Origin of the sequence: Streptomyces pinistramenti, assembly GCF_020564935.1 — a bacterium.
In the GTDB taxonomy this organism is placed as follows: Bacteria; Actinomycetota; Actinomycetes; order Streptomycetales; family Streptomycetaceae; genus Streptomyces; species Streptomyces pinistramenti.
The window spans coordinates 12,482-38,684 of sequence record NZ_JAJCXB010000018.1; the positions used below are offsets into that span (position 1 = coordinate 12,482).

Annotated in this window: 19 protein-coding genes and 1 pseudogene; 12 read left to right on the top strand and 8 right to left on the bottom strand. The window is 72.3% G+C overall.

The window, feature by feature from the left end; translation table 11 throughout:
- The first annotated feature begins 29 nt into the window (after positions 1–29).
- The 5 genes and pseudogenes from LIU39_RS15035 to LIU39_RS15055 all read left to right on the top strand — a co-directional run bounded on the left by LIU39_RS15035 (position 30) and on the right by LIU39_RS15055 (position 5,221).
- Positions 30–977, top strand: a complete 948-nt coding sequence (locus tag LIU39_RS15035) for an AurF N-oxygenase family protein (protein ID WP_227047210.1) — start codon at positions 30–32, stop codon at positions 975–977.
- A gap of 84 nt (positions 978–1,061) precedes the next feature.
- Positions 1,062–1,802 carry a TetR/AcrR family transcriptional regulator gene (locus tag LIU39_RS15040; protein WP_227047211.1) on the top strand — a complete coding sequence of 247 codons (741 nt, stop codon included), beginning with the start codon at positions 1,062–1,064 and terminating at the stop codon, positions 1,800–1,802.
- Between the two features lie 61 nt (positions 1,803–1,863).
- A complete protein-coding gene (locus LIU39_RS15045) occupies positions 1,864–2,127 on the top strand; it encodes a DUF8847 domain-containing protein (protein ID WP_227047212.1) in 264 nt (87 codons plus the stop codon).
- A 475-nt stretch (positions 2,128–2,602) separates the two neighbouring features.
- Positions 2,603–3,619 (top strand): annotated as a pseudogene (locus LIU39_RS15050) (chitinase); the annotation flags it as partial.
- A 135-nt stretch (positions 3,620–3,754) separates the two neighbouring features.
- Positions 3,755–5,221 (top strand): C40 family peptidase, encoded by a 1,467-nt coding sequence (locus tag LIU39_RS15055; RefSeq protein WP_227047213.1) that lies wholly within the window; start codon positions 3,755–3,757, stop codon positions 5,219–5,221.
- Between the two features lie 56 nt (positions 5,222–5,277).
- Here LIU39_RS15055 and LIU39_RS15060 read toward each other — a convergent pair whose 3' ends face one another.
- From LIU39_RS15060 to LIU39_RS15080, 5 genes are all read right to left on the bottom strand, one after another.
- Positions 5,278–6,543 (bottom strand): styrene monooxygenase/indole monooxygenase family protein, encoded by a 1,266-nt coding sequence (locus LIU39_RS15060; protein WP_227047214.1) that lies wholly within the window; start codon positions 6,541–6,543, stop codon positions 5,278–5,280.
- Positions 6,544–6,637: 94 nt separating this feature from the next.
- The gene (locus LIU39_RS15065) at positions 6,638–7,252 is read right to left on the bottom strand and encodes a GTP-binding protein (protein WP_227047215.1); all 615 of its coding nucleotides are present in this window, start codon (positions 7,250–7,252) and stop codon (positions 6,638–6,640) included.
- 37 nt (positions 7,253–7,289) lie between these two features.
- Positions 7,290–7,691, bottom strand: coding sequence for a DUF742 domain-containing protein (locus LIU39_RS15070; protein WP_227047216.1), 402 nt, complete (start codon positions 7,689–7,691; stop codon positions 7,290–7,292).
- Positions 7,688–8,179 carry a roadblock/LC7 domain-containing protein gene (locus tag LIU39_RS15075; protein WP_227047217.1) on the bottom strand — a complete coding sequence of 164 codons (492 nt, stop codon included), beginning with the start codon at positions 8,177–8,179 and terminating at the stop codon, positions 7,688–7,690. The genes LIU39_RS15070 and LIU39_RS15075 overlap by 4 nt, the downstream gene beginning before the upstream one ends.
- On the bottom strand, positions 8,176–11,013 hold the full coding sequence (locus LIU39_RS15080; RefSeq protein WP_227047218.1) for a sensor histidine kinase: 2,838 nt from the start codon (positions 11,011–11,013) through the stop codon (positions 8,176–8,178). The genes LIU39_RS15075 and LIU39_RS15080 overlap by 4 nt, the downstream gene beginning before the upstream one ends.
- A 612-nt stretch (positions 11,014–11,625) precedes the next feature.
- Between LIU39_RS15080 and LIU39_RS15085 the strand changes: the two genes are divergently transcribed.
- Positions 11,626–12,471: a protein phosphatase 2C domain-containing protein gene (locus LIU39_RS15085; RefSeq protein WP_227047219.1), complete on the top strand. Its 846-nt coding sequence runs from the start codon at positions 11,626–11,628 to the stop codon at positions 12,469–12,471.
- 111 nt (positions 12,472–12,582) lie between these two features.
- On the opposite strand, the gene LIU39_RS15090 is transcribed toward LIU39_RS15085, so the two are convergent.
- Complete coding sequence (locus tag LIU39_RS15090) at positions 12,583–13,077, bottom strand: MarR family winged helix-turn-helix transcriptional regulator (protein WP_227047220.1); 495 nt, start codon at positions 13,075–13,077, stop codon at positions 12,583–12,585.
- A 404-nt stretch (positions 13,078–13,481) separates the two neighbouring features.
- Here LIU39_RS15090 and LIU39_RS15095 point away from each other — a divergent pair, with 404 nt between their 5' ends.
- Complete coding sequence (locus tag LIU39_RS15095) at positions 13,482–14,342, top strand: lysozyme (protein WP_227047221.1); 861 nt, start codon at positions 13,482–13,484, stop codon at positions 14,340–14,342.
- A gap of 89 nt (positions 14,343–14,431) precedes the next feature.
- Here the strand turns inward: LIU39_RS15095 and lon are convergent, their stop codons facing one another.
- A complete protein-coding gene (gene lon / locus LIU39_RS15100) occupies positions 14,432–16,972 on the bottom strand; it encodes an endopeptidase La (protein ID WP_227047222.1) in 2,541 nt (846 codons plus the stop codon).
- A 324-nt stretch (positions 16,973–17,296) separates the two neighbouring features.
- On the opposite strand from lon, the gene LIU39_RS15105 reads away from it, so the two are divergent.
- Positions 17,297–18,121, top strand: a complete 825-nt coding sequence (locus LIU39_RS15105; RefSeq protein ID WP_227047223.1) for a nucleotidyltransferase domain-containing protein — start codon at positions 17,297–17,299, stop codon at positions 18,119–18,121.
- Positions 18,122–18,175: 54 nt separating this feature from the next.
- Here the strand turns inward: LIU39_RS15105 and LIU39_RS15110 are convergent, their stop codons facing one another.
- Positions 18,176–19,054 (bottom strand): rhomboid-like protein, encoded by an 879-nt coding sequence (locus LIU39_RS15110; protein ID WP_227047224.1) that lies wholly within the window; start codon positions 19,052–19,054, stop codon positions 18,176–18,178.
- Between the two features lie 241 nt (positions 19,055–19,295).
- On the opposite strand from LIU39_RS15110, the gene LIU39_RS15115 reads away from it, so the two are divergent.
- The 4 genes from LIU39_RS15115 (at position 19,296) to LIU39_RS15130 (ending at position 26,097) form a co-directional block, all read left to right on the top strand.
- On the top strand, positions 19,296–20,027 hold the full coding sequence (locus LIU39_RS15115; RefSeq protein WP_227047225.1) for a spermidine synthase family protein: 732 nt from the start codon (positions 19,296–19,298) through the stop codon (positions 20,025–20,027).
- A gap of 146 nt (positions 20,028–20,173) precedes the next feature.
- A complete protein-coding gene (locus tag LIU39_RS15120) occupies positions 20,174–20,914 on the top strand; it encodes a response regulator transcription factor (protein ID WP_227047226.1) in 741 nt (246 codons plus the stop codon).
- Positions 20,911–22,035 (top strand): HAMP domain-containing sensor histidine kinase, encoded by a 1,125-nt coding sequence (locus LIU39_RS15125; protein WP_227047227.1) that lies wholly within the window; start codon positions 20,911–20,913, stop codon positions 22,033–22,035. Before LIU39_RS15120 ends, LIU39_RS15125 begins: the two co-directional genes overlap by 4 nt.
- Positions 22,036–22,296: 261 nt before the next feature.
- Complete coding sequence (locus LIU39_RS15130; protein ID WP_227047228.1) at positions 22,297–26,097, top strand: multifunctional oxoglutarate decarboxylase/oxoglutarate dehydrogenase thiamine pyrophosphate-binding subunit/dihydrolipoyllysine-residue succinyltransferase subunit; 3,801 nt, start codon at positions 22,297–22,299, stop codon at positions 26,095–26,097.
- Positions 26,098–26,203: the final 106 nt, after the last annotated feature.

Sequence of the window (26,203 nt, forward strand, 5' to 3'; positions counted from 1 at the left end):
GGTAACCCATGAGCGAGGTAGCCACAGCCATGACGCGCGCGACGACCGCAATGACCGTGCCGGACACCGAAGTCCTGCGGGACGCCCTCGGGCTGCTCAAGGACCGCGAACAGGTGGCCGAGCGCCTGCTCGACTCCTCCGCCAAGCACTCCTTCGACCCCGACACCGAACTCGACTGGGACGCACCGCTCGAAGACGGCAAGTGGTTCTGGCCGCCGGAGCTGGTCTCGCTCTACGACACCCCGCTGTGGCGCACGATGTCGGTCGAGCAGCAGCAGGACCTCTCCCGCCACGAGGCCGCCTCGCTCGCCTCGCTGGGCATCTGGTTCGAGATCATCCTGATGCAGCTGCTGGTACGGCACATCTACGACAAGCCGGTGACCAGCGCGCACGTCCGCTACGCCCTCACCGAGATCGCGGACGAGTGCCGGCACTCCACGATGTTCGCCCGCATGATCCAGAAGGCCGGCGCCCCGGCGTACCCGGTCTCCCGCCTCAACCACAACCTCGCCCGCATCCTCAAGACGGTCTCCACCACGCCGGGTTCGTTCGCCTGCACCCTGCTCGGCGAGGAGATCCTGGACTGGATGCAGCGGCTGACCTTCCCGGACGAGCGGGTGCAGACCCTCGTACGCGGCGTGACCCGTATCCACGTCGTCGAGGAGGCACGCCATGTCCGGTACGCCCGCGAGGAGTTGCGCCGCCAGATGGTGACGGCGCCGCGCTGGGAAAAGGAGTTGACCCGGATCAGCTCGGGCGAGGCGGCGCGGGTCTTCTCCATCGCGTTCGTCAACCCGGAGGTCTACGCCCGCGTCGGCCTGGACAGGCGCGCGGCGGTCGCCCAGGTGAAGGCGAGCGGCCACCGCCGCGAGGTGATGCAGTCCGGCGCGCAGCGGCTCACCGACTTCCTCGACGAAATCGGCGTACTCCGGGGCGCAGGACGCAAGTTGTGGAAAAGCTCCGGGCTGCTGGCCTGACCGCCCCGGATGCGGCAGCCGGTTCAGGACACCGCGGCCGTGCGGCTGTACGACCGCAAAGGCGGGGCGGTTACGCTGCTGTCCATGAACGGCAGCGGCACCGCCCCAGCAGTACCCCGGCCCGCCTACCGCAGGCTGAGCGTCGAGCAACGCCGCAGCCAGCTGCTCGCCGCCGCGCTCGGCCTGTTCGCCCAACGCGCCCCCGAGGACGTCTCGCTGGACGATGTGGCGAACGCGGCCGAGGTCTCCAGGCCGCTGGTCTACCGCTACTTCCCTGGCGGCAAACAGCAGTTGTACGAGTCCGCGCTGCGCAGCGCCGCCGACGTGCTCGAAGGCTGCTTCGACGAACCGGCCACCGGACCGCTCACCCGGCGCCTGGCCCGCGCCCTCGACCGCTACCTGGCGTTCGTCGACGAGCACGACGCGGGCTTCAGCGCCCTGCTCCAGGGCGGCAGCGTGGTGGAGACGACCCGCACCACCGCGATCGTCGACGAGGTGCGGCGCACCGCCGCGGAGCAGATCCTGCGCCATCTCGGCGAGCCGGAGCCCGGCCTGCGGCTGCGGATGACCGTCCGGATCTGGATCACCGCGGTCGAGGCCGCCTCGCTGATCTGGCTGGACGAGGACAAGCAGCCCGCCCTGGACGAGCTGCGCGACTGGCTGATCGACCACTTCATCGCCCTGCTGACCGCGACCGCGGCCCGCGACCCGCAGTCCGCGCGGGTGATCAGCAGGGCCCTGGCCCTGGAGACGCAGGACGGGCCGGCCGGCGACCTGGCCCGGCGGATCCTGCCGGTGGCCGCCGAGGCCGGCCACCTGCTCTGAGCCCGCACACCGGGCGAACGGCGGCGGACGCCCGCCTCCCGTCCGGTGTGACACTGGGGTCGTGAGAAGTGAGAACACGCCCTTCACCGGCGGCCCCCTGGACGGCCGGGTGCTGCCGGTGCTCGTCGGCGCCACCGGCCGACCGCCGAAGGTCTACACGGTGCCCGTGCCGGGCCACGGCCGCACCCCGCCGACGGTGCACGTCTACCGGCGCGAGCCGGGCCCTGCGGGCCGCCTGGGACTGCCGCGCGGCTGGCGGTTCGCGTACGACCCGGAGGGCGAGATCGGCCGGGCGCTCAAGTGGCCCTGGACAAAGGCCCGTTGAGCAGTACCACGGCGCCACATCCGACGACCGTGCGAGTCGCCCGCCCGCACCTCACCACCTTCCGGCCCGGCCCGCTCACGGCTCCCGGGCGCCGACTCCGAGTCTGGTCCGGACCATTGACAGCAGTGGTCTAGTCCTGTTTGCTGCCTGCGCAGGGGAGCCGTCCCGCCTCCCTGGCCGGCCCCACCGCCACAGGGGCGGCCCCCCGCCACCCTCGACCCGCGCCTCCCACCCGCAAGCCGCAGCGCCTCGCGGACACCTCTCAGCGCCGTCGACCGAAGGAGCAGCCCCCATGCGTCTCCGCCCGCCCCGCCCCGTCCACCCCGGCCGCGCCCGCCGTGCGGCGGTCCGGCGCACCCGCGCGGTGCCGGCCGCGCTCGCCGCGCTGGCCGCCACCGCGGTCCTCGCGGCCCTCGCCCAGGCGAGCCCCGCGCACGCCACCGCACCGGCGAACGGCCGGCAGCACACCGCCGCGCTCCCCCCGCACGCCCTCGTCGGCTACCTCCACAGCAGCTTCGCCAACGGCTCCGGCTACACCAGGCTCGCCGACGTACCCGACAGCTGGGACATCATCGACCTGGCCTTCGGCGAACCGACCTCGTCCACATCGGGCGACATCCGCTTCTCGCTCTGCCCGCAGACCGAGTGTCCCGGCGTGGAGAGCGAGGACGAGTTCAAGGCCGCGGTCAAGGCCAAGCAGGCGGCGGGCAAGAAGGTGCTGATCTCCATCGGCGGGCAGAACGGCCAGGTCCAGCTGACGACCACCGGCGCCCGGGACGCGTTCGTGAAGTCGGTCGGCGACATCATCGACCGCTACGGCCTGGACGGCCTGGACATCGACTTCGAGGGCCACTCCCTCTCCCTGGACGACGGCGACACCGACTTCACCAAGCCCACCACCCCCGCGATCGTGAACCTCATCGCGGCGGTGAAGAGCCTCAAGGCGCAGTACGGCGAGAAGTTCACGCTGACCATGGCGCCGGAGACCTTCTTCGTCCAACTGGGCCACCAGTTCTACGGATCGGGCCCGTACGGCGGCCAGGACCCGCGGGCCGGCGCCTACCTCCCGGTGATCCACGCACTGCGCGACGACCTGACCCTGCTGCACGTCCAGGACTACAACTCGGGGCCGATCATGGGCCTTGACGAGCAGTACCACACCATGGGCAGCGCGGATTTCCACATCGCGATGACGGACATGCTGCTGGCCGGCTTCCCGGTGGCCGGCAACAAGGACCGCGTCTTCCCGCCGCTCAAGCCCTCCCAGGTCGCCATCGGGCTGCCCGCTTCACCGAACGCGGGCAACGGCCACACCTCCCCCGCCGACGTGACCAAGGCACTCAACTGCCTGACGAAGAACACCGACTGCGGCAGCTACCGGCCGCACGGCGCCTGGCCCGACCTGCGCGGCCTGATGGCCTGGTCGGTCAACTGGGACCGCTTCAACAACTGGGAGTTCCAGAAGAACTTCGACGCCTACTTCGGCGGCTGATCGAGTGACCTGATCGACCGATACCTCCCCCTTCGCTCCGAAGATACGACCGGCGTGGCACCATCCGAACGGTTCGCACCCCGGTGACCGGGCCCCGCGGCCGGGCATCCGGCAGCGGGCGGCGGAGGAGGAGACGTGTCCGGACGGATTCTGCGGTCGGCCTGCGCCGCGGCGCTCATCGGCGCCGCGGCACTGACCCTGCCCACCCCACCGGTCGTGGCCGGCCAGGGAACAGCGGGCGAACCCCGCACCAACCTGCTTGTCGACGCCCCCGGTTCACGCTCCAGTTCCTCTTCCACCTCCACCTCCGGCTCCCTCGACGGCTCGCCGGACGTCGGCTCGTCCGATACGGGCGAGGGCGGCCTGGGCACCGTCACCGAAGGCACCGGGTCGGGCGGCACGGAGCCCGGGAGGAACACCGGGCCGGACGCCGGGCCGGATGCCGGGCCGGACGACAACGGTACGGGCGGCGGCGCGAACGGCAGTGGCACGGACGGCGGCGGCACGGGCGCGAGCGCCGAGGCGGACGCGGGCGCCGGGGCCGGGGCCGGGGCCGGGGCCGGGGCCGATGTCAGGATCGGCACCGACACCACCCCCGCCGCCCTCCTCCGTAAGCTCCAGACGCTCTACCGCACGGCCGAAACCTCCACCGAGGCGTTCAACGCGACGCAGGAGGGGCTCGCCAAGGCGCAGCAGCGGTCCGCGGTGCTCAACTCCCGGCTGCGGCAGGCCCGTTCGGAGCTGGCCGAGGGGCGTGCCGACGCCGGGCGGCTGGCGCGGATGCAGTACCAGGGCGCAGGTCCTGCCGCGGTCTCGTCGTATCTGCGGGTGCTGCTGTCAAAGGATCCGGAGCGGGCGATGGACCAGGGGCATCTGCTCCAGGAGGCGGCCGCCGGGCAGGCCGCGGCCGTCGCCCGGCTGACCGCGGGCGAGAAGCGGGCCGCGGCGCTGGCCCGGCAGGCGGGCGCCGCGCTCGTCCGGCAGCGCTCCCTGGCCGAGCGGCGCGGGAAGCAGCGGGACACGGTGCAGCGGCGGCTCCGGGACGTGGAGCGGATGCTGGCCTCGCTCTCCGGGGACCAACTCGCCGAGCTGGGGCGGCTGGAGAACCGCAACGTCGGCACCGCCCAGCGCGCGCTGCTCGCGAACGGCACGGTCGGCCGGGGCGGCGCGCCCTCGCAGGTCGGCGAGCGGGCGCTGTCGTACAGCCTCGGCCAGGTCGGCAAGCCGTACGTCTGGGGCGCCACGGGGCCCGATGCCTTCGACTGTTCGGGGCTGACGTCGCGGGCCTGGTCGCAGGCCGGCCGGGCGATCCCGCGCACCAGTCAGGAGCAGTGGAAGCGGCTGCCGCACGTACCGTTGCGGCAGCTGCGCCCGGGTGACCTGGTGCTCTACTTCCCCGGGGCCACGCATGTGGCGCTCTACGCGGGCGACGGCAAGGTCGTCCAGGCGCCGCATCCCGGCGCGGCCGTGAAGATCTCGCCGCTCGCGTCCAATCCGCTGCTCGGCGCGGTACGTCCGGACGCCGGCAGCGCGCCGGTGCCGAAGTACGCCCCGCCGCGGCAGGTCACCGCCGTCGCGTCGGCCTCGGCTCCCGGCGTCTGACCAGCCCGGCCGGGGCACCGCGCTCGCGGACGCGCCGGCCGGGGAATGCGCGGGTGTCAGGCCGTCGGGCCGCCGGTCAGCGACGCGAGGTAGGCGTTGGCCTTGTCCGGCTCGAAGAAGAAGTTCTCGAAGTCGGACGGGTCGTCGAAGCCGTTGGCGAAGCGGTCGGCGACGGGCTGGAGCTGGCCGGCCGCGCCGATGATGTTCAGCACGTGCTCGGGCGGCGGCGCCAGCATCGCGTTGGTCCACTTCGTGACGTGCTGGGCGGTCTGCCAGTAGCGGTCGAAGGTGGCCTGCATCCAGGCGGCGTCGAACGGCGCGTCCCCGTGCTCGACGATGGAGGCGAGGTAGGCGGCGGCGCACTTGGACGCGGAGTTGGAGCCCTGTCCGGTGATCGGGTCGTTGGCGACGACGACGTCGGCGACGCCGAGCACCAGGCCGCCGGAGGGCAGCCGGCCGATCGGGTTGCGCACGGTCGGGGCATAGCGTCCGGCCAGTGTGCCGTGGGCGTCGGTCAGTTCGACCTTGGTGGAGCGCGCGTATTCCCAGGGGAGGAACTTCTCCAGCAGCTCAAGGGTCAGCGCGAGGTGCTCGTTGGGGTCCTTGACGCCCTGGAAGGCGTCCAGCGGCCCCCCGGGTATGCCCTCCCAGAAGAGGATGTCGGCACGGCCCGAGTTGGTCAGCGTCGGCATGACGAAGAGTTCGCCGACGCCGGGGACGAGGTTGCAGCGGACCGCGTCGAACTCGGGGTGTTCGGGGCGCGGGCCCATGCCGTGGACGTACGCGACGGCCAGCGCGCGCTGCGGTGCGTCGTACGGCGAACGGGCGGCGTCCCTGCCGAACATGGAGACCAGCTCGCCCTTGCCGGCCGAGACCAGCGTCAGGTCGTAGCGGCTCGCGAAGAAGTCCAGGTCGGAGACTGCCGCGCCGTGGATGACGAGCTGTCCGCCGCGCTGCGCGAAGGTCTCCATCCAGCCGGCCATCTTGACCCGCTGGTCGACGGACTGGGCGTAGCCGTCCAGCTTGCCGACCCAGTCGATGGCGCGCTGCGAGCCGCCCGGCTCGGCGTGGCTGCCGGGTGCGGCGACCGAGACGCCCAGGCCCTCGATGCGCGGGGCCTGGCTCTCCCAGAAGTTGAGCTGGATGTCGCGCTCGTGCTGGAGCGCGGTGTGGAACATGCACTGCGTCGACATGACCCGGCCGGAGCGGATCTCGTCGGCGGTGCGGTTGGACATCAGGGTGACCTCGTACCCCTGGGACTGGAGCCCGAGGGCGAGTTGGAGACCGGACTGGCCGGCTCCCACGATGAGTATCTTCCGCATGGCGGTGCTCTTCTCTGCTTACTGCTGCTGCTGGGGAGGGGGGTGGTTCGGGGGGGGCGGCAGGCAGCCTGATCGGACGTGCGGTTCGGGCGGGTTATTCGGGCGTGGTCTCCAGCGCGTGGGCGACGAGTGCCAGCAGCGACTCGATCACCGTGTAGCGCTTGCGCGCGTCCATGATCACGATGGGGACGTGCGGCGGCACGGTCAGCGCCTCGCGCACGTCCTCCACGGCGTAGGCCGCGGTCCCTTCGAAGTGGTTGACCGCGACGACGTACGGCAGGCCGCAGCTCTCGAAGTAGTCCAGCGCCGGGAAGCAGTCCTCCAGGCGCCGGGTGTCGGCCAGCACGATCGCGCCGATCGCGCCGCGCACCAGGTCGTCCCACATGAACCAGAAGCGCTGCTGCCCGGGGGTACCGAACAGGTAGAGCACCAGCTCCTGGTCGAGGGTGATCCGCCCGAAGTCCATCGCGACCGTGGTCGTGGTCTTCTCGGGCGTGGCGGTCAGGTCGTCCGTCTCCGCGCTGGCCTGGGTCATCACCGCTTCGGTCTGGAGCGGGGTGATCTCCGAGACCGAGCCGACGAACGTCGTCTTGCCGACGCCGAAGCCGCCGGCCACCACGATCTTGGTGGCGATCGGCGCCTGTGACCGGTCCGTCTGCCAGCTCTGCAGTCCCGCGTCGGCGGGGGTCGCCGCGCTGCCGGACGCCACGGAGCCGGCGGACGCCGTCGGCCCGGCCGATATCGTGTCAGAGCCTGTGAAGTCCACTCAGCACCCTTTCGAGCAGCGCGCGGTCGGGCCTGCCGGTGCCGTGCCCGGTGCCGTAGACGCGAATCTTTCCCTGGTCGGCGAGGTCGCTCAGCAGCACGCGGACCACGCCGAGCGGCATCTTGAGCAGCGCCGAGATCTCCGCGACGGAGCGCATCCGGCGGCAGAGTTCGACGATGGCACGCATCTCCGGCATGACCCGGTCGCCCCAGCCGCCGGACGTCAGCTCGCGCCGCTCGTCGGGTGCGTCGAGCGCGGCCACGAACGTCTCGACGAGCAGCACGTGGCCGAACCGGGTGCGGCCGCCGGTCAGCGAATAGGGCCTGACCCGCGCGGGTTTGCGTTCCCCGCCGCGCACGGGGAGTTGAGGGGCACTGCTCACTGGCTCTCCATCGACTTGCGCAGCTCGCTGCGGAGTTCGGGGGTGAGGACGTGTCCGGCCCGGCCGACGAAGAGCGCCATGTGGTAGGCGATGACGCTCATGTCGCAGTCCGGGGTGGCGTGGACGCCGAGCAGCGAACCGTCGCTGATCGACATGACGAACAGGCTGCCCTCGTCCATCGTGACCATGGTCTGCTTGACGAGCCCGCCCTCCATCAGCTTGGCGGCCCCTGACGTGAGGCTGCCGAGGCCGGAGACGATGGTGGCCAGGTCCGCGCTGGAACCGCGGGGGCCGCCGTCCGCTCCGGTCCGCGCCGCCTCGTCCGCCCGTGCCGGGTCGGAGGAGAGCAGCAGCAGACCGTCGGATGACACGACGGCAACCGAGCGGATGCCCGGGACCTCATCGACCAGATTGGTCAACAGCCAGTGCAGGTTCCGGGCCTGACTACTGGGGCCCTGCCCGTAAGCAGTGGGCGCTTGCGCCTTCAATCGCGTGCCTCCTCGACAACGTGGCTCTCTCCCGGGGCCCCCGCTCCGTCGGTGTCCGTCTGTGGGATGGTCTGCTCCGCTGTACGCTCCGCGATTTCCGCCTCGACGTCACGGCGGCCGGTTCGCGCCCCCTGCTGGAAGCCGCCGAGCCGGCGTCGCAGCGCCTCGGCGTTGGCCGCTCCGCTCTTGCGCGGGGCGGCGGGCGCCTGCTGCTGCGCCACGACCTTGGGCGTGCGCTTGGGCAGGCCCATGTCGGTCCGCCGCCCCTCGCCCGCCGGTGCCGCGGGGCCTGCGGGTGCCGCGTCCGGTGCCGTCGTCTGCGGGGTGCCGGGCGCGTCGCCGGGCGCGGGCCGGTGGTCCTGGCCGGGCACCGCGGCGGGCGGGACGTCGTCGGGCCTGCTGTGTTCGGTCGCGCCGGTGGCGTACGGGCCGCTGGACAGCGGTCCGTACGGGCTGGGTCCGGGCGCGGACGACGTGGTGGGCCCCTGCGGCGCGGCGGGCGCGGCCGGGCTCGCGGGGCCGGTGGGTGCGGCTTCGGCGTAGGGCGCGACGGGGCCGGGGCCCTGGGGCGTCCCGTGCTGCGGGTGCGGGCGCGGCTGGATGCCGGCCGCGTCGATCGCCCGCTCCGCAGCGGCGACCAGCGGGTCGGCCTGCTGGGCCGGGACCGGCACGGGAGCGGCGGGCGCCTGGCGGCCGGGGGCCGGAGCGGCGGGCGCCGCCGGGGCACCGGTTGCCGGAGCACCGGTTGCCGGGTCGAGCCGGGGCAGCCGCGTCTGGAGGGTGTTGGAGTTCGCCTCGGCGACCGAGCCGGGCAGGGTCGGGCCCGCGGCGTGCTCGTCGGCGCCCGGGGAGCGCGTGCCCGCGGGTCCTGGCCGGGTCGGCAGGATCGATCCCGGTAGCACCACGACCGCGGTCACGCCGCCCTGGTTCTGGGCCCGCAGCTGGACCCGGACGCCGTGCCGGGCGGCCAGCCGCACCACGACGTACAGGCCGAGGCCCAGCGACTCGTCGACGGTCTCGGACGTCGACGCCTCCTCCGCGTCCGCCAGCCGGTCGTTCAGCTCGGCCAGCCGGTCGGCGGTCATGCCGATGCCCTGGTCCTGGACGGAGAGCATCACCTCGCCGCTCTCCAGCAGCCAGCCGGACAGCTCGACATGCGCGTCCGGCGGCGAGAACGCGGTGGCGTTCTCCAGGAGTTCGGCGACGAGGTGGCTGATGTCGTCGGCGGCGAAACCGGCGACCTGGGAGTGCGGCGGCAGCGACTGGATACGGACCCGGTCGTAGCGCTCGATCTCGCTGACCGAGGCCCGCAGCACGTCCAGCAGCGGCACCGGGCCCGGATGCCCACTGCCGTGCTCGGCCCCCGCCAGGACCAGCAGGTTCTCGCTGTTGCGGCGCATCCGTGCGGCGAAGTGGTCGAGCTTGAAGAGGGTTTCGAGGCGCTCGGGGTCCTGCTCGCGCTCCTCCAGCGACTCGATGACGCCGAGCTGGCGCTCCACCAGGCCGACGGTGCGCAGCGAGAGGTTGACGAACCGGCCGTGCACGCCGCTGCGCAGCGCGGCGAGCCGCTCGGTGAGGGCGGCGACCTCCTGCTTCAGCGCGGCCCGCTCGTCGTTGAGCACCTCGCGCTCGTCGGCAAGACGCTGCCGCCCGGTGATCAGCCGGCCGCGCTCGCCCTCCAGCTCCGCGGTCCGCCTGGCGACCTCGCCGACCTGCGTGTGCAGGGCGTTGACGGCGCGTACGGCGTCGGCGAATTCGTCGTTCCTGCCCTTGAAGGCGAGCGGGGCCTCGTGCGCGGGGTCGGCGGCGATCCGCTTGGCGCCGAGCCGCAGCGCGGCCAGCGGGCGCGTCATGGAGCGTGCGGCGGAGATGCTGATGCCGACGGCGAGCAGCAGGCAGAGCCCGACGAGGCCGATCCGGATCTCCAGCGCGGTCACGTCGTCGTCGCGCAGCGCGGCGAGCCGCTGGACGTCCTGGGTGGCCATGGCGGACTCGACGCCGCGCATCAGGCCGATGCGGGCGGTGAGGGTGGACTGCACCCGCTCGCGGCTCAGGCTCAGGTCGGCCGCGTCCAGGTGCGGCTGGTCGGTGAGCCGGGTGAGGTAGCGCTCGGCGGTGGTGACGTCCGCGCCGTTGACGGTGCTGTCGTAGCTGTCCTGGGCCTTCTCGCTCGCCAGTTGGGCGAAGTCGGCGAGCGCGCCCTGTTCGCGCAGGTGCGTCAGCTGGGCGGCGCCGGTCAGCTTGGCCTGCGGCCCGCCGGCGTGCAGCGCGGCGAGCAGCAGGGCGCGGGTGGCGGCGGCCTGGTCGACGGCGCGGCCGAGCGAGGGCAGCGCACGGGTGTCGGCGTCGGCGCCGTCGTCTCGGGCGGGCAGCGCACGGGCGATGTCCTCGGAGATGGCGCCGAGCGCCTGGACGACCCTGGTGTACGACGCGAAGGTGTCCTCGGCGGGCCCGGAGCCGGACAGTGCTTCCTGGCGGGTCTGCGGCAGCGCGGCGAGCAGCTTCTCGGCGGCGACGTAACCGGGGGTGTCACCGGACGCGTCCTGGGCCTCGGAGCGCAGGTCGCGCAGCTGCCGGTCCACGCGGGAGCGCTGGGCCTCGGATGCGCCGGCGCCTGACTGCGCGCTGCGGCCGGTGGCGACGTACTCGGTCATGCTGTCGCGCTCGTCCGCCAGGGAGTGCGCGAGCGCGACAGCCCGGGAGTCCAGCTCGGCGAGGTCCACCAGGTGCTGGCCGGACTGCGCCTGGTCGGCCGCGCCGATCAGGGCGGGGGCGCCTGCGCCCAGAACGGCGGCGGCCACCACGGCCACCGCGCCCATGAGCCGGTTACGCACCCGCGCGGGGCGTCTGCGCGCGGGGTCGCCACCGGAGGTCGTGCCCGAACCGGGGTCCGCTCCCGTACCCGGTCCTGAGACCGAACGGGCCGGTGATCCCGGCTTCCCTGCGCTGCCCCGAAGCCGCTTCTTCCGCACCGCTGCTCGCATTCCTGTCTCGCCTGCCCACGCCGTGTGGCGCGCGGGTCCGGCTCGGTTTCCGCTCGCGGGGCGGACCTGCGCGAAAACCGCAGCAGTGCACACTTCCGCGAAGGGAAACAGCCCGGCTTTGCGCGACGCGACGAATGTCCTGGCCCGCCCCCATGATCCGGGAATTGACCCTTCCACCGGCACCGCACAGTGGCTCGGCAACGCTTGCCCGGCCACGCGAATGAGTGAACATCAATCAGAAGTTGACCATCAACTTCCGTGCACGGGCAATGCCCGTTGCAACCTGACGCAACCCTGGGACAGGTTTGGAGAACCGGTCGGCTCCTGCAAAGATGCGCGCCCGCATCGCGCCGCACCGCACCCCGGCCGCCCCGCCCGCCGCACTCCCCCGCCCCGCCCGCCGTGCGCGCCGCCCGCGTCCGGCCACCGGCGGTCCCGCCGCACTCCGGCAGACTTCCGGCCATGCGCATCGAACTCGCCACCGAGCCCGGCAGCCCCCAACTCCCGAACGAGGACTACGCGTCCATCGCCCTTCCCGCCTCCGGCCAGGGTGGAGTCCTGGTGCTCCTGGACGGCGTGACGCCACCGGAGGACGACTACGGCTGCGTGCACGCGGTGTCCTGGTTCACCGCCAGGCTCGGCGGCGCGCTGCTCGAACTGTCGGGTTCACGCCGGGATATGACGCTCCCTGAGGTACTGGCCGCGGCCATCTCCCGTACGGCCGACATTCACCGGTCGACCTGTGACCTTTCTCACGCCCGCACGCCGCAGGCAACCGTCGTGATGGCGCGCTGGTCGGGGGAGGCCGTCGAACACCTCGTGCTGTCCGACTCGGTGCTCCTCATCGAGCGCGCGGACGGCAGCGTGCGGCCGGTACTCGACCCCCGCCTCGACGAACTGCCGCCCGCCGTCAGCGCGCAGCGCGCCGCTGTGCGGGCACTGCCCCGCGGCTCGGCCGAACGTGCCGCGGCAGGCCGGGAGTACGGCCGCGCCGTCGAGGCGCTGCGCAACGCCGAGGGCGGGTTCTTCACCGCGGCGGCCGATCCTTCGGTGGCGGCCCGCGCGGTCACCGGCCGCACGCCGCGCGCCGACGTCCGTTCGCTGACCGCCCTGAGCGACGGCGCGGGCCGCTGGGTCGAGGTCTTCCGCGAGGGCTCCTGGGCGGACTGCGCGGCGCTGGTGGCGGAGCGGGGGCCGCAGGCGCTGATCGACGAGGTGCGGACGGCGGAGGCGGCGGACCCGGACGGCGCCGCCCACCCGCGCGGCAAGCCGCAGGACGACGCGGCGGTGATCCACGTACGGCCGTGACGGACGCGGACGTGACACATCAGGCCGTGCCGCCCGGAGTGCCGTAGAGGGTGCGGGCGCCCGCCGCAAGGGCCACTTCCGGACGGTCTCCGGCAGAGAGGTTTGCCGGGGCTACGAGGCGTCGTCGCCGCCCTGTTCGGCGTTGAGGCGGTGCAGCAGGCGGCCCAGTTCGGCGACTTCCTTGCGGTCCCAGGCGGCCAGGCTGCGGGCGTAGAGGGCCCGGCGGGCGTTGCGCACCCGGTTGAAGCGGTCGCGGCCCTCGTCGGTGATGCGCACCAGGACCGCCCGCCCGTCGGCCGGATCGGGCTCCCGTGCGACCAGGCCCAGCTGTTCCAGGGCGTGCAGCTGGCGGCTCATCGTCGCCTTGCCGACGCCGAAGTAGCCGGCCAGCCCGGTGGCCCGCTGGGCGCCGGCGTCCGCGAGGCGGACGAGCAGGCCGTAGGCGGCCGATTCCAGGTCGGGGTGGACTTCCCTGGCCAATTCGCCGGAAGAGGCGCGGGCCCGGCGAAGAAATACCGCCAACTCGCGTTCCAGTGACAGGAATACGTGGTCCACACCACTCGGTTCGCCGTTCGCCGTCGTTCCGTCGGCTCCGGTGTTGTGCACGTCAGCGCCCTTTCCGGCTTTCCCCGTCGTGAAAGTTTCCGCTCGCTGCCGCCGAAGCCGCAGCTGGGCCAGTATTTCGCAGGATTAGACCAACGGCAGCCCCGCGTCCCCCTTTTATCGCCACGGTCTACGCGCGTATCGTCTTTCTGGCATGGCCACACCAATAGCCGTGCTGCCCGAGCCTGCCGGTCCCCGCTCTTCTTTCGTCCCGCGCCCGTACGTCCCGCGCCGCCCGCGTACCCGTACGCCGTAGTCACGCTCCACGCGCTCGTATCCCCCGCAGGTCACGCTCGTTCCCGTACTGCGCACCCCGTCACCGCACGCCGGTGACAGTGACGCCGGACCGCGGCCCGCCGCCGGTCCGTATCCCCCTCAGGTCATCCACACCGTTTTCGGAGGCACGCATGACCGTGCACAGGTCCGGCTCCCCCCACCGCTCGCGTCCGCCGGCGACCGCGGCCGGGATCCTCTTCACCGTCCTCTCCCTGGTCCTCGGGCTGTCCGGCAGCGCGGCCGCGCAGGACGCCGCGGGTAAGGGCGCGCAGGAACCCACCCACCCCGGGCTGGACTGGGCCGGATCCCAGATCGCCGCCCACGAAGGCACCGCGGCCGAGGGCGCGCCGACCCGCGGACTGCTCGCCGGCGTCGAGGGGGTGGACGTCAGCGGCCACCAGGGCAACGTCGCCTGGGCGACGCTGTGGAGCAGCGGCGTGAAGTTCGCCTACGTCAAGGCGACCGAGTCCACCAGCTACGTCAACCCGTACTTCGCGCAGCAGTACAACGGCTCCTACAGCGCCGGGATGATCCGCGGCGCGTACCACTTCGCCACACCCGACACCTCCAGCGGTGCCGCCCAGGCCAACTACTTCGTCGACCACGGCGGCGGCTGGTCCAAGGACGGCAAGACACTGCCGGGCGCGCTGGACATGGAGTACAACCCCTACGGGGCGACCTGTTACGGGCTCAGTGCGAGCGGACTCGTCAACTGGATGAAGGACTGGTTTTCGACCTACAAGGCGCGCACCGGGCGGGACGCCGTCATCTACACCTCCACCGACTGGTGGAAGCAGTGCACGGGCAACTACGCCGGATTCGGCAGCATCAACCCGCTCTGGGTGCCGCGCTACGGCTCGTCGGTCGGTGAACTCCCGGCCGGCTGGGGCTTCCACACCATCTGGCAGTACACCTCGACCGGTCCGACCGTCGGTGACCACAACAAATTCAACGGCGCCTACGACCGGCTCCAGGCACTCGCCAACGGCTGACGGCGGGCGCGCCCGCCTGCTGTGATCCGGGCAGCACGGCGGCCCCTCCCGCGTGTTCGTGCGGGAGGGGCCGTCTCCTGCCGCGTCCGTCACGCCGCGGCAGGGATCTCCCTGGCCGGTGCCTCCGGTGCCCGCACCGGGGCCGCGGCGTCGGTGAGCGCCAGCTCCAGCACCCGGCGGACGTCCGAGACCGGGTGGACGTCGAGCGCGTCCAGGATCTCGGCGGGCACCTCGTCCAGGTCCGGTGCGTTGCGCTGCGGGATGATCACCGTCGTGATCCCCGCACGGTGCGCGGCGAGCAGCTTCTGCTTGACGCCGCCGACCGGCAGCACCCGCCCGGTCAGCGAGACCTCACCGGTCATCGCCACATCGGGCCGCACCGGCCGTCCGGACAGCAGTGAGGCCAGCGCGGTGGTCATCGTGACGCCCGCGCTCGGCCCGTCCTTGGGGACGGCGCCCGCCGGTACGTGCAGATGCACGCCGCGCTCCTTGAGATCGGCCACCGGAAGCTCCAGTTCCGCGCCGTGCGAGCGCAGGAACGACAGCGCGATGTGGGCCGAGTCCTTCATCACGTCGCCGAGCTGGCCGGTCAACTGGAGCCCCGAAGCGCCGGTTTCCGGATCGGCGAGCGACGCCTCGACGTACAGCACGTCGCCGCCCGCTCCGGTGACGGCAAGACCGGTGACCACACCGGGCACCGCGGTCCGCCGCTCGGCCGGGTCCTGCGCCGACTCGGGCGTGTGGTGCGGCCGCCCGATCAGCGGGCGCAGCTGCTCGGCGCCGATCGTGAACGGCAGCTCACGCTCGCCCAGTTCGTGCTGGGCCGCCACCTTGCGCAGCAGCCTGGCCACCGCGCGCTCCAGATTCCGCACCCCGGCCTCGCGGGTGTACTCGCCCGCCAGCTTGCGCAGCGCGTCGTCCTGGAGGGTCACCTCGCCCGGTTCGAGGCCGGCCCGCTCCAGCTGGCGCGGCAGGAGGTGGTCCCGGGCGATGACGATCTTCTCGTCCTCGGTGTAACCGTCAAGACGCACCAGCTCCATCCGGTCCAGCAGCGGCTCGGGGATGGCCTCCAGGACGTTGGCCGTGGCCAGGAACACCACGTCGCTGAGGTCGAGTTCGACCTCCAGATAGTGGTCGCGGAAGGTGTGGTTCTGCGCCGGGTCCAGGACCTCAAGGAGCGCGGCTGCGGGGTCGCCGCGGTAGTCGGAGCCCACCTTGTCGATCTCGTCGAGCAGCACCACCGGGTTCATCGAACCGGCTTCCTTGACGGCCCGCACGATCCGGCCGGGCAGCGCGCCGACGTACGTGCGCCGGTGCCCGCGGATCTCCGCCTCGTCCCGCACCCCGCCGAGCGCGACCCGGACGAACTTGCGGCCCATGGCCCGCGCGACGGACTCGCCCAGCGAGGTCTTGCCGACCCCGGGCGGCCCGACCAGCGCCAGCACCGCACCACCTGACCGGCGCCCGCCACTGCCCTGACCTGCGGAACCACCGTCCTGGGCGGCGCCGTCACCGGCCCCGCCCACCGGGCCGATGCCGCGCTCGGCCCGCCGCTTGCGGACAGCCAGGTACTCGGTGATGCGCTCCTTGACGTCCTCCAGGCCCGCGTGGTCGGCGTCCAGCACCTCCCGGGCGCCCGGGATGTCGTACGCGTCCTCGGTCCGCTCGTTCCACGGCAGTTCGAGGACGGTGTCCAGCCAGTTGCGGATCCAGGAGCCCTCCGGGCTCTGGTCGCTGGACCGCTCCAGCTTGTCGACCTCCTTGAGCGCGGCCTTGCGGACGTCCCCGGGGAGGCCCGCGGCCTCCACCCGGGCGCGGTAGTCCCCGCCCTCGTCCTCCGCGTCGCCGTTGATCTCCGCCAGCTCCTTACGGACCGCCTCCATCTGCCGCCGCAGCAGGAACTCCCGCTGCTGCTTGTCGACACCCTCCTGGACGTCCTTGGCGATGGACTCGGCGACGTCCTGCTCGGCGAGGTGCTCGCGCAGCACTTCGACGGCGTACTTCAGCCGGGCGACCGGGTCGACGGTCTCCAGCAGGCGCACCTTCTGCTCGATGGTCAGGAACGGCGAGTAGCCCGAGTTGTCGGCGAGCGTGGCCACGTCCTCGATCTGCTGCACCCGGTCCACGACCTGCCAGGCACCGCGCTTGCGGAGCCAGCTGGTGGCCAGCGCCTTGTACTCGGTGACCAGTTCGGCGACGGCACCGGGCAGCGAACCCTCGCGGCCGGACTCTTCAGTCCCCGCTCCCGAACCGGGCACCGTCTCCTCGATGGCGCTGCCCTCCACCCACAGCGCGGCACCGGGACCGGTCGTGCCGACGCCGATACGGACCCGGCCCAGGCCGCGGATCAGCGCGCCGGGATCGCCGTCGGACAGCCGCCCGACCTGCTCGATCCGCCCGAGCGTCCCGATCGCCGCATAGGTCCCGGACGCCGCACGGGACGCGCCCCCGATCCGGGGCACAAGCAGCACCTCCGGCTTGTTACCCGGTGTGGCGGCGGCCTGCGCGGCCTCCACCGCGGCCCGGACATCCACGTCGGACAGATCCAGCGGCACGACCATGCCGGGCAGCACCACCTCGTCATCGAGGGGCAGCACGGGCAGAGTGAGCGAGGCGGACGACGAAGCCATGATCTCCCCTTCGGCAGGCAAGTTGAGCTTTACCCACTCAATGCAGAGAGCTCAGGAGATGTTCCCCGGACCGTGTTCGCCGTGAGCGATCAGGGCGGGGCCGGCCCGGCGGACCGGCCCCGCCGGACGCACCCACCGGCGGCCCCCCTCCCCCAACTCCCCGGTACAGTGCGGGCCATGGGCGTTTTTTCCTGAGTACGCGAACGCGGTCCGCGACCCCGAGATCCATCACCCGGCAGCCGCCGGGCCCGTCCGCACGCCATGCCGCGCGGCCCGCCGCACGAAAACCGGCGTATGCCGCCCGCCCCCACTCAGGAGACCCCCATGCCGCACCGCACCCCCACCCCCGCACTGGACCGCCGCGTCGAGCGGCTGCGCGAGGCCGCGCACGCCGAACCCCGGCTGGACGGCGTCCTGCTGTACGGCTCCTGGACGCTCGGCGAGGCCGACGCGTACTCGGACATCGAGGCGTACCTCTACGTACGCGCCCCGCACGCCGACACCTTCGACGGCCGGGAGTTCATCGAGCGCCTGGCCCCGCTGAAGCTGGCATACACCAACATGTACGGGATCCTCGCCGTCGTCTTCGACGATCTGATGCGCGGTGAATTCCACGTCGAGGCGGCAGATCCCGGCATCGATGAGGTCTCCTCCTGGCGCGGCACGGTGCAGCTGCCCGACCCGGAAGCCGCGATCCTGCTCGACCGCAGCGGGCGGCTGACCGAAGCGGCCCGCACGCTCGCCGACTTCGTCCCGCCGGAGCCCGTCGGCACGGCCCGGCAGCTCACCGCCGAGCTGGCCAACTGGACCCTGATGCTCGCCCAGGTGCTGGCCCGCGGCGAGACCGCCCGCGCCCACGCCCTGCTGCACACCGTCGTCGCCCCGTCGCAGCTCCAGCTGTGCCGCCTGCTGCGCGGCTCCACCGCCCACTGGCTCACCCCGAGCCGGAACCTGGAGCACGACCTGCCGGCCGCCGACCGTGCGCGCTACGCCGCGACCACGGCCGCCGCGGAGCCGGCTGCGGTCCGCGCCGCGGCGCGGCACAGCTGGCGGTGGAGCCGCGCTCTCGCCACGGAGGCCGCCGACCGGTGGCGCCTGACCCTCCCCGTCCGGCTCCACCAGGAGATCGCCGACCTCCTGGCCGCCTGAACTCCGTTACCCGGACGGCCCGTCCCGTCGGCGGCTCGCGCGCCCGGCTTCCCGTCAGCCCGTGCGCCCTCCCCGCAGGGCCGGGTGGCCGAGGTCGCCGCGCAGTGGCTGCGGGCGGTCGCGCCGGGCACGACGGCGGCGGAGCAACGGCCAGCTCGCCACTCCGATGGTGAGCGCGAGGAGGTGCCCCCAGGCCGCCATCGGGTCGACGAAGGCCACCACGTCGCCGACGGCCAGGTAGCCGACGCCGGCCAGCAGCGGCCACCTCAGCCGTCCGGGCAGCAGGCCCGCGAGCGCGCCGGTGCACGTCATCACGCCGAAGCTGATGCCGTAGTCCAGCCGGTGCAGCGAGCTGACGGGCAGCTGCCCGGCGGCAACGGAGAAGCCGATCGGCAGTTCCGTGGCGAGGGTGGCCAGTACGTGGCCGCCGACGAACACCGCGGCGGCGCCCAGGCCCCCGATGCGGCGCTCCAGGGCGGTCAGCACGAACAGGAAGGCGACGGCGAACCCCGAGGTCACCCCGCCGTCTATCCACAGGGCGCTGGCGACGAGGACCAGCAGCGGGGTGTGGGTGAGGTGCGCGACGTCGGTGCTGGAGCCGCGCAGCAGCTCGCCGACGAAGACGGGGTCGGCGTGGGCGGCGATGAAGGAGGTCACCAGGAGGACGAGGGTGTAGCCGAAGGTGAACGGGGTGCCGGTGGGGCTGGGCAGCAGTCGCCGGAGCCGGTGCCCCCACAGCGCGGCCGCCTCGCGCGCCCGGCCCACTGCGGGTGCGCCGGCCGGCTCCGCGGTGGCGCCCGGCGCGGGCCCGGCGTACGGCACGGCCGCGTCGGCGCGTACCGGCGGCACCACCACGGCCTGCCGGGACGTGCCCCCGAAGCCGACCGGCCTCGTGCCCGCCCGCGCGGTGTCGGCGGTCTCCACCCAGCTCACCGTTCCGGGCTCCTTCCGTCCAGGCGCTCGCGTCCGTCGCGGCCGTCTCTCCGGCCGCGCTCCGCTGTGCACAACGTGCAGGACAGCGTGGCTGTTCAACCCATGAGCGAGCTGTGTGAGTGATGTGCGTCACAACGCCTCACCGTGGGCAACCCCCTCGGGACGCACCACGTCCGCTCCGCTCCTGCGCCGCGCCCCCAGGAGGTGGACCGGCGTCGGCCGGGCCCGCCAGGATGGCCGCATGGCTCCCGTTCCCCCTTTCTCCCCGACGGCCGGCCTCCCCGAAGGCCCGCACACCCTCGACCGCCGCGAGGGCCCGTACGGCGAAGTGGTCCTGCGGCGGCGCAGCGCAGAGCCCGGGGGCGCGGCGATCTACGAGATCATCGCCAACGGCTGCTTTCTGATGGACACGTCCGACGGCAGGTCCGAGCGGCTCCTGATCGACGCCGCACTGGCCGAGCTGCCACCGGAGCGGGTCCGACCGTCCTTGCTGATCGGAGGCATCGGCGTCGGGTTTTCGCTGGTCAGGGCGGCGCAGCAGACGCGCTGGGGCAGGATCACGGTCGTCGAGCGGGAGGCCGCGGTGATCGACTGGCATCGCCGCGGGCCGCTGGCGGAACTCTCCGGCCGGGCCCTGGCCGACCCGCGGACGGAGATCGTGCACGCGGATCTGGTCGCCCACGTCCGCGACGGCGCGGGCCGGGAGACCTTCGACGCGCTGTGCCTGGACATCGACAACGGACCGGACTGGACCGTCACCGAGGACAACGGCGGCCTCTACGCACCGGCCGGTCTCGCGGCCTGCCGGGACCGGCTCACACCGGGCGGTGTGCTCGCCGTCTGGTCGGCCCGCCCGTCGCCCGCCTTCGACCTCGCCCTCCGGAATGCCGGGTTCCAGGGGGTACGTACGGAAGAGATCCCTGTTGCCCGAGGCGTCCCCGACGTGGTGCATCTCGCGCGCAAGGGCGCGTAGCCGACAGTCACACCGTGCCCTTACGCTGCTCCCCTGGACAGGAGTCCGGCGCGACACCGCCCGCCCCCACCGGCGGGCGGCGCGAGGCCGGGCCGCCGCGTCCAGCACTACGCGACCACGCACACGGGGACATGCAGGGGCGGGCGATGGACCAGACTCAGACCAGCCAGGGCGGTACCGCCGCGGCCACGCCGGGCGCCCAGCGCCGGGTGCTGGTCGTCGAGGACGACCCGACGATCGTGGATGCCATCGCGGCCCGGCTGCGCGCCGAGGGCTTCCAGGTGCAGACGGCCACCGACGGCCCGGCCGCGGTGGACACCGCCGAGGCGTGGCAGCCCGACCTGCTGGTCCTGGATGTGATGCTGCCGGGCTTCGACGGCCTGGAGGTCTGCCGCCGGGTCCAGGCCCAGCGTCCGGTGCCGGTGATGATGCTGACCGCGCGGGACGACGAGACCGACATGCTGGTCGGGCTCGGGGTCGGCGCCGACGACTACATGACCAAGCCGTTCTCGATGCGGGAGCTGGCCGCGCGGGTGCACGTGCTGCTGCGCCGCGTCGAGCGCGCCGCGCTGGCCGCGCACACCCCGCGCAGCGGCATCCTGCGCCTCGGTGAGCTGGAGATCGACCACGCGCAGCGCCGGGTACGGGTGCGCGGCGCCGACGTGCACCTGACGCCGACCGAGTTCGACCTGCTGGTCTGCCTGGCGAACACCCCCCGCGCGGTGCTCTCCCGCGAACAGCTGCTGGCCGAGGTGTGGGACTGGGCGGACGCCTCCGGGACGCGCACGGTCGACAGCCACATCAAGGCACTGCGCCGCAAGATCGGCGCCGAGCGCATCCGCACGGTCCACGGAGTCGGCTACGCCCTGGAGACCCCGCCCGCATGACGCGGTGGTGGCAGGCCCGCGCCCGCGGGCTGGGCGAGCGGGTCTGGGACGGGCTGCGGCCGCTGGATCCGTACCGTTCGGTGAAGGCCGCGCTCGGTGCGCTGGTCATCGTCTCGGTGATCATCACGACGCTGCTGGTGTTCGTCGCGATGCACTCGGCGACCGAGCTGCGGGTGATCACCGTCTTCTCGATCATCGCCTCGCTGCTGATCACCCAGTTCGTGGCGAACAGCCTGACCGCGCCGCTCGGCGAGATGACCGACGTGACACGGTCGATGGCACAGGGCGACTACACCCGCAGGGTGCGCTCGGAGCGCCGGGACGAGTTCGGCGACCTGGCGGACGCGTTCAACCGCATGGCCGCCGACCTGGAGGCGGTGGACACCCACCGCAAGGAACTGGTCGCGAACGTCTCGCACGAACTGCGGACGCCGATCGCCGCGCTGCGGGCGGTGCTGGAGAACGTGGTGGACGGGGTCTCCGAGCCCGATCCGGAGACGATGCGGACGGCGCTGAAGCAGACCGAGCGGCTGGGCAGGCTGGTCGAGCACCTGCTGGACCTCTCCCGGCTGGACAACGGCGTCGTCCCGCTGCACAGCCGCCGCTTCGAGGTGTGGCCGTACCTGTCCGGCGTGCTCAAGGAAGCCAACATGAGCCGCGGCGCCTCGACCCTGGCCGGGCTCGCCGGCTCCGGCACCCACACGCGTACGGACGTCCATCTGCACCTCGACGTCTCGCCCCCGGAGCTGACCGCCTACGCGGATGCCGAGCGGCTGCACCAGGTCGTGGCCAATCTGATCGACAACGCGATCAAGCACAGCCCGCGGCACGGCCGGGTCACCGTGCACGCCCGGCGGGGCGAGGGCCCCGAGAGCCTGGAGCTGGACGTGCAGGACGAGGGCCCTGGCATTCCCGAGTCGGAGCGCTACCGCGTCTTCGAACGGTTCAACCGCGGCGGTCCCGCGGCGTCGGGCCCGGGGACCGACGGAGGCACCGGTCTGGGCCTCGCGATTGCGCGCTGGGCGGTGGATCTGCACGGCGGCCGGATCGGGGTGGCCGAATCCACCCGTGGGTGTCGCATCCGGGTCACCCTCCCGGGAACGGAGTCAAACCGAGGTTGACGGCCCGTGACGTAGGGTCGGTGGCGGAAGCACGCATCAGGTGGCGCGATCACGCCCGCCGGATGGGGTGCCTCTGCGCTGAGTCCTACCCTCGCGCGGGCAAACTCCGAGTGTTTCCCGCCAAGTCATGCCTTGAAACCCATCGGTGAATGTGACGTGCGCGACGAGTGGCCCTCCCGGACTGCACCAATGGTCACAAGAGGCGTAGCCTTTATTCCCGCTGTCCACCACCTTAGGAAGCGGAAGAGGGCGGTTGCCGCCGTGTCGCCACAGTCCCCCAACAGCTCGAGCATCTCGACCGACCAAGACGGGCAGGGAAAGTCCCCTGCCGCTGCGTTCGGTGCAAATGAGTGGCTCGTCGACGAGATCTACCAGCAGTACCTCCAGGACCCGAACTCGGTAGACCGAGCCTGGTGGGACTTCTTCGCCGACTACAAGCCGGGCGGCGCCACCGCGCCCAGCCAGCCGGCGGAGGGCTCCGCCCCCGCTCCGGCCGCACCGGCGCAGTCCCCGACCCCGCCGGCCCAGCCGAAGCCCGCCACCCCGGCCGCTCCGGCCGCACCGGCGAAGCCCGCGGCGAGCGCTCCGGCGCCCGCCCAGGCCGCTCCGGCCAAGGCGGCCCCGGCCAAGGCCGCCGCTCCGGCCGCGAAGCCCGCGGCCAAGCCCGCCGCGGCCGACGCCAAGGAAGCTCCGGCAGGCCCGGAGCTGGTCACCCTGCGCGGCCCGTCGGCCGCGGTGGCGAAGAACATGAACGCCTCGCTGGAGCTGCCGACGGCCACGTCCGTGCGCGCGGTGCCGGTGAAGCTGCTCTTCGACAACCGCATCGTCATCAACAACCACCTCAAGCGCGCCCGCGGTGGGAAGGTCTCCTTCACCCACCTCATCGGGTACGCGATGGTGCAGGCCCTCAAGGCCATGCCGTCGATGAACCACTCCTTCGCGGAGAAGGACGGCAAGCCGACGCTGGTCAAGCCCGAGCACGTCAACCTCGGTCTGGCCATCGACCTGGTGAAGCCGAACGGCGACCGCCAGCTCGTCGTCGCCGCCATCAAGAAGGCCGAGACGCTGACCTTCTTCGAGTTCTGGCAGGCGTACGAGGACATCGTCCGCCGGGCCCGCACCAACAAGCTGACGATGGAGGACTTCACCGGAGTCACCGCGTCGCTGACGAACCCGGGCGGCATCGGCACCGTCCACTCCGTGCCCCGCCTGATGCCCGGCCAGGGCCTCATCATCGGCGTCGGCGCGATGGACTACCCCGCGGAGTTCCAGGGCACCTCGCAGGACACCCTGAACAAGCTGGGTGTCGCCAAGGTCATGACGCTGACCAGCACGTACGACCACCGCGTGATCCAGGGCGCCGCCTCCGGCGAGTTCCTGCGCATCATGAGCCAGCTGCTGCTCGGCGAGAACGACTTCTTCGACGACATCTTCAAGTCGCTGCGGATTCCGTACGAGCCGGTCCGCTGGCTGCGCGACATCGACGTCTCCCACGACGACGACGTCACCAAGGCCGCGCGGGTCTTCGACCTGATCCACTCCTACCGGGTCCGCGGCCACGTCATGGCCGACACCGACCCGCTGGAGTACCACCAGCGCAAGCACCCCGACCTCGACATCATCGAGCACGGCCTCACTCTGTGGGACCTGGAGCGCGAGTTCGCGGTCGGCGGCTTCTCCGGCAAGACCATGATGAAGCTGCGCGACATCCTGGGCGTGCTGCGTGACTCGTACTGCCGCACCACCGGCATCGAGTTCATGCACATCCAGGACCCCAAGCAGCGCAAGTGGATCCAGGACCGGGTCGAGCGGACGCACAACTCCCCCGAGCGCGAGGAGCAGTTGCGCATCCTGCGCCGGCTGAACTCCGCCGAGGCGTTCGAGACGTTCCTGCAGACGAAGTACGTCGGCCAGAAGCGCTTCTCGCTGGAGGGCGGCGAGTCCGTCATCCCGCTGCTGGACGCGGTCATCGACTCCGCGGCCGAGTCGCGGCTCGACGAGGTCGTCATCGGCATGGCCCACCGCGGCCGACTGAACGTCCTGGCGAACATCGTCGGCAAGTCGTACGCGCAGATCTTCCGGGAGTTCGAGGGCAACCTCGACCCGAAGTCGATGCACGGCTCCGGCGACGTGAAGTACCACCTGGGCCAGGAGGGCGTCTTCACCGGCCTGGACGGCGAGCAGATCAAGGTCTCGCTGGCGGCCAACCCCTCCCACCTGGAGGCCGTCGACCCGATCGTCGAGGGCATCGCGCGCGCCAAGCAGGACATCATCAACAAGGGCGGCACGGACTTCACGGTCCTGCCCGTCCAGCTGCACGGCGACGCGGCCTTCGCGGGCCAGGGCGTGGTCGCGGAGACGCTGAACATGTCGCAGCTGCGCGGCTACCGCTGCGGCGGCACCGTGCACATCGTCATCAACAACCAGGTCGGCTTCACCGCCGCACCGGAGTCGGCCCGCTCCTCCATGTACGCCACCGACGTGGCCCGCATGATCGAGGCGCCGATCTTCCATGTGAACGGTGACGACCCGGAGGCCGTGGTGCGCGTCGCGCGTCTCGCCTTCGAGTTCCGCCAGGCGTTCAACAAGGACGTCGTCATCGACCTGATCTGCTACCGCCGCCGTGGTCACAACGAGTCGGACAACCCGGCTTTCACGCAGCCGCTGATGTACGACCTGATCGACAAGAAGCGCTCGGTGCGCAAGCTCTACACCGAGTCGCTCATCGGCCGTGGCGACATCACGCTGGAAGAGGCCGAGCAGGCGCTTCAGGACTTCCAGGGCCAGCTGGAGAAGGTCTTCACGGAGGTCCGCGAGGCCACCACGGCTCCGGCCACCCCCGAGGTGCCGCAGCCGCAGGCCGAGTTCCCGGTGTTCGTGGACACCGCGATCTCCCAGGAGGTCGTCAAGCGGATCGCCGAGTCGCAGGTCAACATCCCCGAGCGGGTCACCGTCCACCCGCGTCTGCTGCCCCAGCTCCAGCGCCGCGCGGCCCAGGTGGAGGACGGCACGATCGACTGGGGCATGGGCGAGACCCTGGCCATCGGTTCGCTGCTGATGGAGGGCACCCCGGTCCGGCTCGCCGGCCAGGACTCCCGCCGCGGCACCTTCGGCCAGCGTCACGCGGTCCTCATCGACCGCGAGACCGGCGACGACTACACCCCGCTGCTCTACCTCTCCGAGGACCAGGCACGCTTCAACGTCTACGACTCGCTGCTCAGCGAGTACGCGGCGATGGGCTTCGAGTACGGCTACTCGCTGGCCCGCCCGGAGTCGCTGGTCATGTGGGAGGCGCAGTTCGGTGACTTCGCCAACGGCGCGCAGACCGTCATCGACGAGTTCATCTCGTCCGCCGAGCAGAAGTGGGGCCAGACCTCCGGCGTCACCCTGCTGCTGCCGCACGGCTACGAGGGCCAGGGCCCGGACCACTCCTCGGCCCGGATCGAGCGCTTCCTCCAGCTGTGCGCGCAGAACAACATGACGGTCGCCATGCCCACGCTGCCGTCGAACTACTTCCACCTGCTGCGCTGGCAGGTCCACAACCCGCACCACAAGCCGCTGGTCGTCTTCACCCCGAAGTCGATGCTGCGTCTGAAGGCCGCGGCGTCGAAGGCGGAAGAGTTCACCACCGGCGGCTTCCGCCCGGTGATCGGCGACAGCACGGTCGACGCGGCTGCCGTCCGCAAGGTGATCTTCTGCTCCGGCAAGGTCTATTACGACCTGGAGGCGGAGCGGGAGAAGCGCGGCGCGAACGACGTCGCCATCGTCCGCATCGAGCGGCTGTACCCGCTGCCCGGCAAGGAACTCCAGGCGGAGATCGCCAAGTTCCCGAACGCCGGTAAGTACCTGTGGGTCCAGGAGGAGCCGGCCAACCAGGGCGCCTGGCCGTTCCTCGGTCTGAACCTCATCGACCACCTCGACCTGGCAGTCGGTGCGGATGTCCCGCACAGCGAGCGTCTGCGCCGCATCTCGCGGCCGCACGGCTCGTCCCCGGCCGTCGGTTCCGCCAAGCGTCACCAGGCGGAGCAGGCCCAGCTCATGGCCGAGGCGTTCGACGCGTAGCCGAGCGCTCCGGTAGTTCCGGGCACCCGGCGAAGGGCCCGCCCCCGCGGTCGCGGGGGCGGGCCCTTCGCCGTGCCGCCGTGACCCTGCCTATCCTGGCCGGGAT

What these genes read in the sequence shown, in the direction of transcription:
- LIU39_RS15085 (WP_227047219.1), top strand. Translation starts at nt 11,626, where the DNA reads ATGCGCATCGAACTCGCCACCGAGCCCGGCAGCCCCCAACTCCCGAAC.
- LIU39_RS15035 (WP_227047210.1), top strand. Translation starts at nt 30, where the DNA reads ATGACGCGCGCGACGACCGCAATGACCGTGCCGGACACCGAAGTCCTG.
- LIU39_RS15040 (WP_227047211.1), top strand. Translation starts at nt 1,062, where the DNA reads ATGAACGGCAGCGGCACCGCCCCAGCAGTACCCCGGCCCGCCTACCGC.
- LIU39_RS15120 (WP_227047226.1), top strand. Translation starts at nt 20,174, where the DNA reads ATGGACCAGACTCAGACCAGCCAGGGCGGTACCGCCGCGGCCACGCCG.
- LIU39_RS15095 (WP_227047221.1), top strand. Translation starts at nt 13,482, where the DNA reads ATGACCGTGCACAGGTCCGGCTCCCCCCACCGCTCGCGTCCGCCGGCG.
- LIU39_RS15060 (WP_227047214.1), bottom strand. Translation starts at nt 6,543, where the DNA reads ATGCGGAAGATACTCATCGTGGGAGCCGGCCAGTCCGGTCTCCAACTC.
- lon (WP_227047222.1), bottom strand. Translation starts at nt 16,972, where the DNA reads ATGGCTTCGTCGTCCGCCTCGCTCACTCTGCCCGTGCTGCCCCTCGAT.
- LIU39_RS15125 (WP_227047227.1), top strand. Translation starts at nt 20,911, where the DNA reads ATGACGCGGTGGTGGCAGGCCCGCGCCCGCGGGCTGGGCGAGCGGGTC.
- LIU39_RS15115 (WP_227047225.1), top strand. Translation starts at nt 19,296, where the DNA reads ATGGCTCCCGTTCCCCCTTTCTCCCCGACGGCCGGCCTCCCCGAAGGC.
- LIU39_RS15105 (WP_227047223.1), top strand. Translation starts at nt 17,297, where the DNA reads ATGCCGCACCGCACCCCCACCCCCGCACTGGACCGCCGCGTCGAGCGG.